The following is a 9,520-nucleotide window of genomic DNA, read 5'->3' on the forward strand; positions in this document are numbered from 1 at the left end:
TCTGATCATGGCCGCACCCATCGCATATTCACTCATCGCCACCGACCTGGACGGGACGCTGCTGCGCGGCGACGACACCCTGTCCGACCGGTCCCTCGCCGCGCTCACGCGGGCGAGGGACGCCGGTGCCCAGCACCTCGTGGTGACGGGCCGGCCGGCGCCGAGAGTGCGGCCGCTCCTGGACGACCTCCGCTGTACGGGGCTCGCGGTGTGCGGGCAGGGTGCGCAGGTGTACGACGCCGGCGCGGACCGGCTGCTGTGGTCCATCACCCTGGACCGGGAGCTGGCGGAGACCGCCCTCGGCAAGATCGAGGCCGAGGTGGGGCAGGTGTACGCCGCGGTCGACCAGGACGGGGTCGAGGGCCTCACGCTCATCGAGCCCGGCTATCTCATGCCGCACCCGACCCTGCCGGCGGTACGGGTCGACCGGCGCGACGACCTGTGGGGCGAGCCCATCAGCAAGGTGCTGCTGCGCCACCCCAGCCTGACGGATGACGAGTTGGCGGCGACGGCCCGCTCGGTGGTCGGTTCACTGGCGACGGTGACGATGTCGGGGCCCGGCACGGTCGAGCTCCAGCCGTGCGGCGTCACCAAGGCCACCGGCCTGGCGCTGGCCGCCGAGCACCTGGGGCTGCGGCCGGCGGACACCATCGCCTTCGGGGACATGCCCAACGACATCCCGATGTTCGACTGGGCCGCCCACGGCGTCGCCATGGCCAACGCGCATCCCGAACTCAAGGCCGTGGCCGACGAGGTCACCCTGTCGAACGAGGACGACGGCATCGCCGTCGTCCTCGAACGACTGCTGGGCGGGACGGCTCAGTACGGGCCGTTGACGTTGTCGATCGAGCCGTAGCGGGCCGCCGCGTAGTTGCAGGCCGCGGTGATGTTGGCGACCGGGTCGTACGGGTCCCACGACGTGCCGTCCACGTGGTAGGCCTGGAACGTCGGGTCGATGGTCTGGAGCAGGCCCTTGGACGGGGTGCCCTGGGCGGCGTTCGAGTCCCAGTTGTTGATCGCCAGGGGGTTGCCGGACGACTCGCGCATGATGTTGCGGTAGATGCCGTCGTACGAGCCCGGAATCCCCTTCTGCGCCATGATGTCCAGCGCCTCGCGGATCCAGCCGTCCAGGTTGTTCGGGTAGGACTTCGCGGCGGCCTGGGTGGCCTGGGCGACACCGCCGGCCGGCTTGGCGGGGGCGGAGGACTTGGTCGCCGTCTTCTTCGCGGCGTCCGCCTTGGCCGTCTTCACCTTGAGCTTCAGACCCGGGTGGATCAGCTGCGGGTCGTCGCCGACGGCGGCGCGGTTGTCCTTGTAGAGCTGCTTCCAGCCGCCCGACACGTCGTATTTCTTCGCGATGCGGGCGAGCGAGTCGCCCTTGGCGACGGTGTATGTGAGGGACGTGGCGGGCTGGGCCGCCTGCGGCACGGACTGCGCGACGGTGGGTGCGCTCTGGGCCGGCTGGGCGGCGCTGGCCTGCGTCGCGCCGATCAGCGGCAGGGCGAGGGCCGCTCCGCCGGTGCCGGCGGCCACGACACGACGGGTGAGCTGACTGGTTCTGGTGCGACGGTGCTTGCCTCGGGGCATGGGGATGTTCCTCTCCGGCGCCTGCGAGGTGAGCTGTCGGGTTCGGGCCGGGAGGTGCCCGGCCGCGCACGGCACTGTGTGCCGTACGCGGCTTCACCCCGAGCCGTTCCGCTGCGCGGACCGGCGACTTACCTGGGTCCCCCGCTCCTGCCCTGCGTGAGTGTGTGGGTTCGTGTGGGGAGTCCTGGCGGTGGCAGGATTCGGCGTCCGCCGGACAGGCCCGGAACGTATGCGAGAGCACATGTCGGGAACAAGCACCGGAGTCACATATCGAGCGGTTGACCTTGGTCAGGGGCTTATGAGGCACTTGATCCTTTGCTGAAGCCAAGGCTCAACTCGCATACGGCGGAAGGAGGTACGCGCCGGTGCCGGAGTGGGGCGTCACAGGGGATAACGTGATTCAACTCACTGATCACGAGTCCGTGGGGCAATGTGCACCTAGAGGAATTTGCTTATCCAATGCGGCAAATCGTGCATAGCTCGCTATCGCCTGGTAAGTCGATAAATGTCTGTTCTTATGAGCTGATCGAAAACATTGCGGTCGTGATCGGATACCACCCGGCCTGTAACCCTGGGCGCTGGTGGTGATCGAAACGTGACCGGATACGCTGACTCGAGTGATGGCAGCGACCTATCGACAAACCGCGTAATCACCGGCAGACACCAGCAGACAGGAGACCCCTCGTGACCGACGTCGGGCCGTTCGGGCTGAGCGTGCGGGACCAGGCTCTGGAAGCCGATGTCCAGGCCGGATTGACGGCTGTCGAGGAAGGCTTGCTCGAGGCCACCAAGAGTGAGGTGCCCTTCATCACGGAGGCCGCCCAGCACCTGGTCCGGGCCGGCGGCAAGCGGTTCCGTCCGCTGCTCGTGATGCTCGCCGCCCAGTTCGGCGACCGGTACGCGCCCGGGATCGTGCCGTCGGCCGTCGTCGTGGAGCTGACCCACCTCGCCACGCTGTACCACGACGACGTGATGGACGAGGCCACCGTGCGGCGCGGGGTGGCGAGCGCGAACGCCCGCTGGGGCAACTCCGTCGCGGTCCTCACCGGTGACTTCCTGTTCGCCCGCGCCTCGCACATCCTGGCCGACCTCGGCCCGGAGGCGGTGCGGGTGCAGGCCGAGGCGTTCGAGCGGCTGGTGACCGGGCAGATCCTGGAGACGGCCGGACCGCAGGACGGCCGCGACCCGGTCGAGCACTACCTGGATGTGCTGGGCGGCAAGACCGGCTCGCTGGTGGCGGTGTCGTGCCGGTTCGGCGCGATGATGTCCGGCGCCGACGACACGGTCGTGGACGTGCTGACCCAGTACGGCGAACGGCTCGGCGTCGCCTTCCAGCTCGCGGACGACGTCCTGGACATCGCCTCCGACTCCCACGAGTCCGGCAAGACGCCCGGCACCGACCTGCGCGAGGGCATCCCCACGCTGCCGGTGCTGCGGCTGCGCGAGCGCGCGGCCCGGCTCGGGCTCGCGGACGACATCGCCCTGTGCGAGCTGCTGGACTCCGACCTCACCGACGACGACCGGCACGCCGAGGCCCTGCGCCTGCTGCGGGCCCACCCGGCCCTGGAACAGGCCCGGCAGGACACCGTCCGCTACGCCCAGGACGCCCGCTCGGCGCTGGCCCCGCTGCCCGAGTGCGCCGCGAAGACGGCGCTGGTGGAGCTGTCCGACGCGGTGGTGCACCGGGCCGGTTAGCGCGTTTTCCCCCACGACCCCTACGGGTCGGGGGGAGAAGCCGCCCTGTCGTGTCATACCGCAGCAGTACGTGGAGTTGAGCCCGGGGTCTGACGTATCTCGCCGGCCGATTTGGTCAGATAGTCACCACGGAAAAACACCACTCCTCACCAGTTCGGGTGAGAATGGCGGCTCAGGGACGAGTGCGTGCACGACACGGACAGCCGCCGCCGATCACGGAGGTAGGGCACACATGGCACCGTACGCATCCGACGACAGCACGACCGCCGGGGAGGTCGACGAGCAGCGCTCCGGGCGGCGCAAAGCCGCGCGGTACGTCGTCCCGGTCACGGTGATCGGGGTGGCGGCCGCGACGATCGGGCTGGTCCCCGCACTCGCCGACTCCGGTGACCCCGACCTCCCGAAGATCACCGCCCAGCAGCTCATCGAGAAGATCGCCAAGTCGGACGTGGAGCAGCTGTCCGGCACGGTGAAGATCAGCACGGACCTCGGCCTGCCGGACCTCGGCGGGCTGGAGAGCAGCCTGATGTCCGGTGCGGCCGGCCCGGACCAGGGCGGCTCCTCCGCCGACCCGACGGCCAAGCTCACGGAACTGGCCTCCGGCACGCACACCCTGCGCGTCGCGGCCGACGGCCCGGACAAGCAGAAGCTGTCGCTGCTGGAGAACGCCGCCGAATACAGCATCGTCCACAACGGCAAGGACGTCTGGGGCTACGACAGCAAGTCGAACGAGGTCTACCACGGCACCGCCTCCGACAGCCCGGAGCGCGGGAAGGACCAGCAGCCGCCGGTCACGCCGAAGGACTTCGCCGAGGAGGCCCTGAAGGCCACCGACGACACGACGTCCGTGACCGTGGACGGCACCGCCCAGGTCGCCGGCCGGGACGCCTACAAGCTGGTCATCAAGCCCAAGCAGTCCGGCTCGACCGTCGGCGCGGTCACCGTGGCCGTGGACGCGAAGACCGGCATGCCGCTGAAGTTCACGCTGACCCCGGCGAGCGGCGGCGCCGCCGTCGTCGACGCGGGCTTCACCCAGGTCAGCTTCGGCAAACCGGCCGCGTCGACCTTCGACTTCACCCCGCCCAAGGGCGCGAAGGTCACCGAGGAGAAGGACGCCGGCAAGGACTTCCGCAAGGGCTCTGGCAAGGACTTCGGCAAGGGCTTCGAGAAGGGCGCGCCGCGCGAGCACGCCCCCAAGGCCGGTGAGGACCTCGGCAAGGGCCTCGACGGCATGAAGACCATCGGCGAGGGCTGGAGCTCCATAGCCACCTTCGACACCGGTGGCGAGGGCGTGCCCTCGGGCGAGGCCGGCGGCGACCTCGGCGGCTTCGTGAACTCGCTCGGCGACAAGGTCACCGGCAAGTTCGGCTCCGCCACGGTCTTCTCCACCCGCCTCGTCAACGCCCTGATCACGGACGACGGCAAGGTCTACGTGGGCATGGTCACCAAGGACGCGCTCGTGAAGGCGGCCGACGCCGGGAAGTAAGTCCTTTCGAGAGAACGAGGAGCCGATGGGCGAACTGTCCGCCGGGGAACCGGTCATCGCCACCCGTGCGCTCACCAAGCGCTACCGCGGCGGACAGCTCGCCGTCGACGGCCTCGACCTGACCGTCCCGGCGGGCAGCGTCTTCGGCTTCCTCGGCCCCAACGGCTCCGGCAAGACCACCACCATCCGCATGCTGATGGGCCTCATCGAGTCCACCTCCGGCACGGCGACGGTGCTCGGGCAACCCATGCCCCGGGCCACCCGCGCCGTGCTGCCGCACGTCGGCGCCCTCATCGAGGGCCCGGCCCTCTACGGCTTCCTCTCCGGCCGCGACAACCTCATCCGGTACGACTCCGCCGACCCGGCCGCCGATCCGCGCACCCGGAAGGCCCGGGTCGCCGCCGCGCTGGACCGGGTGGGCCTGACGGCCGCCGCGGGCAAGAAGGCCAAGGCGTACTCCCTGGGCATGAAACAGCGCCTGGGCCTCGCGGCCGCGCTGCTCCAGCCGCGCCGGCTGCTCGTGCTCGACGAGCCGACCAACGGCCTCGACCCGCAGGGCATGCGCGAGATCCGCACCCTGATACGGGAGCTGGCCTCGGACGGCACGACCGTCTTCCTCTCCTCCCACCTGCTCGACGAGATCGAGCAGGTCTGCACGCACGCGGCCGTGATGACGCAGGGCCGTCTGATCACCCAGGGCGCGGTCGCCGAGCTGTCCGCCGGGGCGCGCGGCCGGCTGGTGGTGACGACGCCGGACCCGTCGGAGGCGGCCCGGGTGCTGAAGGAGCAGGGCGTCGGCGACGTCGTCGTCACGGACGACCGGGTGACCGGCGAACCGCCGGACCGCGACCTCGCCGACGTGAACGCCGCGCTGGTCACGGCCGGTGTACGGGTCCGCGGCTTCACTGTCGAACGGGCCTCGCTGGAGGACGCGTTCGTGGCGCTGACCGGGGAGGGTTTCGATGTCGCTGGCTGAAAACGCAGGGGCCGTACGGCCGGTGAGCCCGCTGTGGACCTTCGGGCTGCTGCGCAGCGAGCTCACCACCACCTTCCGGCGCTGGCGCACCCTCGCGCTGCTGGCCGTGCTGGCGGGCGTGCCCGTCCTGGTCGGCATCGCCGTCAAGATGGAGACGAGCGACGGTTCGTCGCCCGGCGGCGGTGGCGGCGGGGGACCGGCGTTCATCTCGCAGATCACGAACAACGGCCTGTTCCTCGTCTTCACCGCGCTGGCCGCCACCCTCCCGTTCTTCCTGCCGATGGCGATCGGTGTCGTCGCGGGCGACGCGATCGCCGGCGAGTCGAACGCCGGCACGCTGCGCTACCTGCTCGTCGCCCCGGCCGGCCGCAGCCGCCTGCTGCTCACCAAGTACGCGACCGTCGTCATCTTCTGTCTGGCCGCCACCCTCGTGGTGGCTGTCTCGGCGCTGACCGTCGGCGCGCTGCTGTTCCCGCTCGGCGATCTGACGACCATCTCCGGCACGCAGATCAGCTTCGCCGAAGGTCTGGGCAGAGCCCTGCTGATCGCCCTGGCCGTCGCGGCGTCACTGATCGGCGTGGCCGCGCTCGGGCTGTTCGTCTCGACGCTCACGGGCAGCGGCATCGCGGCGATGGCGACCACCGTCGGCCTGCTCATCACGGTCCAGATCCTCGACCAGATCCCGCAACTGCACGCCCTCCAGCCGTACTTCTTCTCGCACTACTGGCTGTCCTTCGCCGACCTCATGCGCGAACCCGTCTACTGGGACGACCTGGCGAAGAACCTCGGCCTCCAGGCCCTGTACGCGGCGGTGTTCGGCTCGGCGGCCTGGGCGCGCTTCACCACGAAGGACATCACCGCGTAAGCCTCAGTGCTCGTACACGAACCGGGCCAGGGGCGCCTCCTGCGCGAAGAACGTCTTGGCGCGGGTCAGTGCCTCGGTGTCGTGCAGCACGTCACCGGGCTTGCTGCCGTTGCCGAGCAGCACTCCGCCGAACCGCATCCCCAGGTACGCGGCCGAGTTGTTGAGCGTCCCGACCAGCGGGTCGGCCACCTCCGGCTCCGTGTGCGCGAGCGCGGTGACGCCCCACAGGGTGCGTCCGGCCAGGGTCGTCTTGAAGTCGAGGCCGGGCGTGCGCAGCCAGCCCGACCAGTGGTCCAGGTAGCGCTTGGTGTGCGCGGAGACCGAGTACCAGTACAGGGGCGAGGCGATCACGATGTCCGTGGCCGCGAGGGTGGCGTCGAGCAGCAGCGCCACGTTGCCCTCGGTCGGGCGGACGTGGTCGCTGTCGTGCCGCAGGTCCTCGAAGTCGGGCACCGGATGCTCGGCGAGGTCGATCCACTGCTGTTCGGCGTCCGGGGGCAGTTGCTCGGCGGCCCGGCGGGCCAGCAGCTCGGTGTTCCCGTCGGCACGGGCGCTGCCCAGGACGAAGAGGAAGCGACGGGTCATGGATGTCCCCCAGAAATTAGGCGCACGTCAATTACACGCGCTTGCATCATATGCGTACGCATCTAAATTCGCCAGGGGTGTCCTCAGCTCCCGGTGCGCAGCTCCGCCTCCCGTGCCACGGCCAGCAGCAGCGCCTCCCGCCCGTGCTGTGCCACCAGTTGCAGTCCGGCCGGGCAGCCGTCTTCGCCGAAGCCCGCCGTAAGGCTCAGCGCAGGATGCCCGCTGAGGTTGAACGCCCAGGTGAGAGAGGTGGAGTAGCGGTCGCCCGGACCGTCGTGACCGTGCGGTGGGGTGGGCGTGGTCGGCGTCAGCAGCAGCTCCGCTTCGGCGAACAGTGCGGCCAGCCGCCGGTCGTTCTCCGCCCGGACACGGTGGGCTTCGCCCGGATCGGCACCCGGGGTGCGCAGGGCGAGCCAGGCAGGCCCCGGATCCGTGAGCCGCAACGGCATCCGCGGCCGTACGAGCCGTACGACACCGGCCGCCGCCAGCCGTTCCGCCGCCACCCGGGCGAGCGCGAGGGGCTCCGGGTCGGGCCCGGCGAAGCCCAGGTCGGACGACCAGACGGCGGTGACGGGAAGCGGTGTGCCGACCGGCACCGGCTCCTGGGACACCACCCGCCACCAGGCCGCCGCGTCCGACGCCGAGCGGGCGAGCACCCCGGGGACGGCGAGCCCCGTACGGTCGGCGGAGGGCAGCCGTCCGGCCGTGGTCTTCAGACCGGTCACCCCGCACCACGCCGCCGGGATCCGCACCGACCCGGCCCCGTCGCCGCCCGTCGCCAGCGGCACCAGCCCGGCCGCCACCGCCACCGCGGCCCCGGCCGACGAGCCGCCCGGCGTACGGTCCGCCCGCCACGGGTTGACGGTCCGGCCGCGGGCGCCGAGCCCCCAGGTCTGCCAGGGCGTTCCCGGCCCGGGTACGGAGGTCGCGCCCACGGGGACACAACCGGCCGCGAGCAGCGGCTCCGCCGCGCGCAGCCCGTGTCGCCCCTTCACGGCGATCGGCACCCCGGCCAGCGGCAGCGCTTCCCCCTTTCGGGGGACATCCCCCGCCCGTCGGCCGAGCAGCGCGTCCACTTCGCCCGCCCGCCGCAACGCCCCCTCGCGCCACACCTCGACGAACGCGCACAGCTCCGGATCGGCCCGCTCGATCCGCTCCAGCGCCGCCTCGGCCACGTCGACCGCGCGCAGCTCCCGGGCCCGTACGCCCGCCGCGATCTCCGCGGCCGACGGGGACACCGCCGTCAGTGCGCCGCTCCCGTCAGCCGGACCAGGGCCGAGGTCTCGCGCGGCGGGCGCCCCAGCTCGCCCAGCCGCCAGGCCGGCACCCACGGCACCCGGTACACGTCGATGACCGACTCCAGGGACTTGACCCGCTGGGCGAGCGGACGCGGCAGCCGACCCGGGGCGTCCGCCACGAGGACGACGGCGTCGAGGTCCAGTCCGGGCGGGGCCTGACCGCGTCGGAAGATCTCCACGGCACCGGCGGCCGTGTCCAGCCCGGCCGCGTGCGTCCGCGCGACCAGCAGTACCGACGACGGATCGCCCGGGCCGGGCCAGGCGCGGCCGCTGTCATGGCCGCCGTAGACCGCGGCGAGGGTGGAGACACCCGCGCCGCCGTGGGTGCCGACCCAGGAGAAACGCCGCGCCGCGGCATGGGCGTGAGCGGGCTCCGGCGGCCCCGGCTCCTGGTCGGTCACCGGGCCGCGGATCCAGATCTCCGGCCCCTGTCGCATGCCTGTCTGCATGCCCCTCTCCTCCCTCGTACTGCCGATCCTCATGCCAAGCGGAACGATCCATGCCGGGACCTGGAACCCTTGGGACGAGCCTGTGACACCGCGGTGACGTGAGAAACGGGAGCGAGCGGACACACTCGACTGTAGGACGACGCCGAATGAGGGGACGATGGCCCGACTCAGCCGCGAGAAGAAGCGGGAACAGAAGCAGGCCGCGCGTGCGGCGACCCCGGCGGCGCCGCTCGACGTCCGCGTCCCCGCGGCAGGAGCGGACCCGGCAGGAGCGGGGCCGGGAGCCGGCGCGGGAGGTGCCGGCGACGGTGCGTCGGTCGGCGGCGTCCCCGTCTTCGCGGCCCCCGGCGAGGAGATCCAGCAGGCCGTCCTGAACCGCCTTCACCACATCGCCCTGGCCACCGGCCATCCCGTCCTCGCCACGATCCACGACGAGCGCATCGGCTACGTCGTGCCGCTCCAGGTCGACCCGGACGGCTCCAGCCGCTTCACCGCGGAGCCGGTCCGCACGGCCCCGCCGGAGGACGCCGTCGCCGCGAACACGCCGGTGACGGAGCCGCCCGTGCCGCCACCGCCCGG

At 71.6% G+C, this 9,520-nt stretch carries 9 protein-coding genes, 1 pseudogene and 1 riboswitch; of the genes and pseudogenes, 6 read left to right on the forward strand and 4 right to left on the reverse strand.

Going from position 1 to position 9,520, the window contains the following annotated elements; genetic code table 11:
* Window positions 1-7: 7 nt before the first annotated feature.
* Complete coding sequence (locus tag CCL05_RS25470) at window positions 8-856, forward strand: Cof-type HAD-IIB family hydrolase (RefSeq protein ID WP_086562819.1); 849 nt, start codon at window positions 8-10, stop codon at window positions 854-856.
* Here CCL05_RS25470 and CCL05_RS25475 read toward each other — a convergent pair.
* Window positions 820-1,587 (reverse strand): LysM peptidoglycan-binding domain-containing protein, encoded by a 768-nt coding sequence (locus CCL05_RS25475; RefSeq protein ID WP_086562820.1) that lies wholly within the window; start codon window positions 1,585-1,587, stop codon window positions 820-822. The genes CCL05_RS25470 and CCL05_RS25475 overlap by 37 nt on opposite strands.
* A gap of 3 nt (window positions 1,588-1,590) precedes the next feature.
* A riboswitch (cyclic di-AMP (ydaO/yuaA leader) is annotated at window positions 1,591-1,760 on the reverse strand.
* 511 nt (window positions 1,761-2,271) lie between these two features.
* Here CCL05_RS25475 and CCL05_RS25480 point away from each other — a divergent pair.
* The 4 genes from CCL05_RS25480 (at window position 2,272) to CCL05_RS25495 (ending at window position 6,609) form a co-directional block, all read left to right on the forward strand.
* Entirely contained in the window at window positions 2,272-3,282 is a 1,011-nt protein-coding gene (locus CCL05_RS25480) for a polyprenyl synthetase family protein (RefSeq protein ID WP_086562821.1), read from the forward strand.
* A gap of 232 nt (window positions 3,283-3,514) precedes the next feature.
* Window positions 3,515-4,768, forward strand: a complete 1,254-nt coding sequence (locus CCL05_RS25485) for a LolA family protein (protein WP_086562822.1) — start codon at window positions 3,515-3,517, stop codon at window positions 4,766-4,768.
* Window positions 4,769-4,793: 25 nt separating this feature from the next.
* Window positions 4,794-5,744 carry an ABC transporter ATP-binding protein gene (locus tag CCL05_RS25490; RefSeq protein ID WP_086562823.1) on the forward strand — a complete coding sequence of 317 codons (951 nt, stop codon included), beginning with the start codon at window positions 4,794-4,796 and terminating at the stop codon, window positions 5,742-5,744.
* The gene (locus tag CCL05_RS25495) at window positions 5,731-6,609 is read left to right on the forward strand and encodes an ABC transporter permease (protein ID WP_086562824.1); all 879 of its coding nucleotides are present in this window, start codon (window positions 5,731-5,733) and stop codon (window positions 6,607-6,609) included. The genes CCL05_RS25490 and CCL05_RS25495 overlap by 14 nt, the downstream gene beginning before the upstream one ends.
* A gap of 3 nt (window positions 6,610-6,612) precedes the next feature.
* On the opposite strand, the gene CCL05_RS25500 is transcribed toward CCL05_RS25495, so the two are convergent.
* From CCL05_RS25500 to CCL05_RS25510, 3 genes are all read right to left on the reverse strand, one after another.
* A complete protein-coding gene (locus CCL05_RS25500; protein WP_086562825.1) occupies window positions 6,613-7,194 on the reverse strand; it encodes a flavodoxin family protein in 582 nt (193 codons plus the stop codon).
* An 83-nt stretch (window positions 7,195-7,277) separates the two neighbouring features.
* Entirely contained in the window at window positions 7,278-8,432 is a 1,155-nt protein-coding gene (locus CCL05_RS25505) for an amidase (protein ID WP_086562826.1), read from the reverse strand.
* A gap of 5 nt (window positions 8,433-8,437) precedes the next feature.
* Window positions 8,438-8,941 carry a DUF6668 family protein gene (locus CCL05_RS25510; RefSeq protein ID WP_086562827.1) on the reverse strand — a complete coding sequence of 168 codons (504 nt, stop codon included), beginning with the start codon at window positions 8,939-8,941 and terminating at the stop codon, window positions 8,438-8,440.
* A gap of 157 nt (window positions 8,942-9,098) precedes the next feature.
* Between CCL05_RS25510 and CCL05_RS25515 the strand changes: the two are divergent.
* Window positions 9,099-9,520 (forward strand): annotated as a pseudogene (locus CCL05_RS25515) (tetratricopeptide repeat protein); the annotation flags it as partial.

The organism is Streptomyces africanus, assembly GCF_002150735.1.
Taxonomy (GTDB): Bacteria; Actinomycetota; Actinomycetes; order Streptomycetales; family Streptomycetaceae; genus Streptomyces; species Streptomyces africanus.

Excerpts from the sequence above, each read along its gene's own strand:
- CCL05_RS25500 (WP_086562825.1), bottom strand. The coding sequence starts at position 7,194 with ATGACCCGTCGCTTCCTCTTCGTCCTGGGCAGCGCCCGTGCCGACGGG.
- CCL05_RS25470 (WP_086562819.1), top strand. The coding sequence starts at position 8 with ATGGCCGCACCCATCGCATATTCACTCATCGCCACCGACCTGGACGGG.
- CCL05_RS25485 (WP_086562822.1), top strand. The coding sequence starts at position 3,515 with ATGGCACCGTACGCATCCGACGACAGCACGACCGCCGGGGAGGTCGAC.
- CCL05_RS25510 (WP_086562827.1), bottom strand. The coding sequence starts at position 8,941 with ATGCAGACAGGCATGCGACAGGGGCCGGAGATCTGGATCCGCGGCCCG.
- CCL05_RS25475 (WP_086562820.1), bottom strand. The coding sequence starts at position 1,587 with ATGCCCCGAGGCAAGCACCGTCGCACCAGAACCAGTCAGCTCACCCGT.
- CCL05_RS25495 (WP_086562824.1), top strand. The coding sequence starts at position 5,731 with ATGTCGCTGGCTGAAAACGCAGGGGCCGTACGGCCGGTGAGCCCGCTG.
- CCL05_RS25490 (WP_086562823.1), top strand. The coding sequence starts at position 4,794 with ATGGGCGAACTGTCCGCCGGGGAACCGGTCATCGCCACCCGTGCGCTC.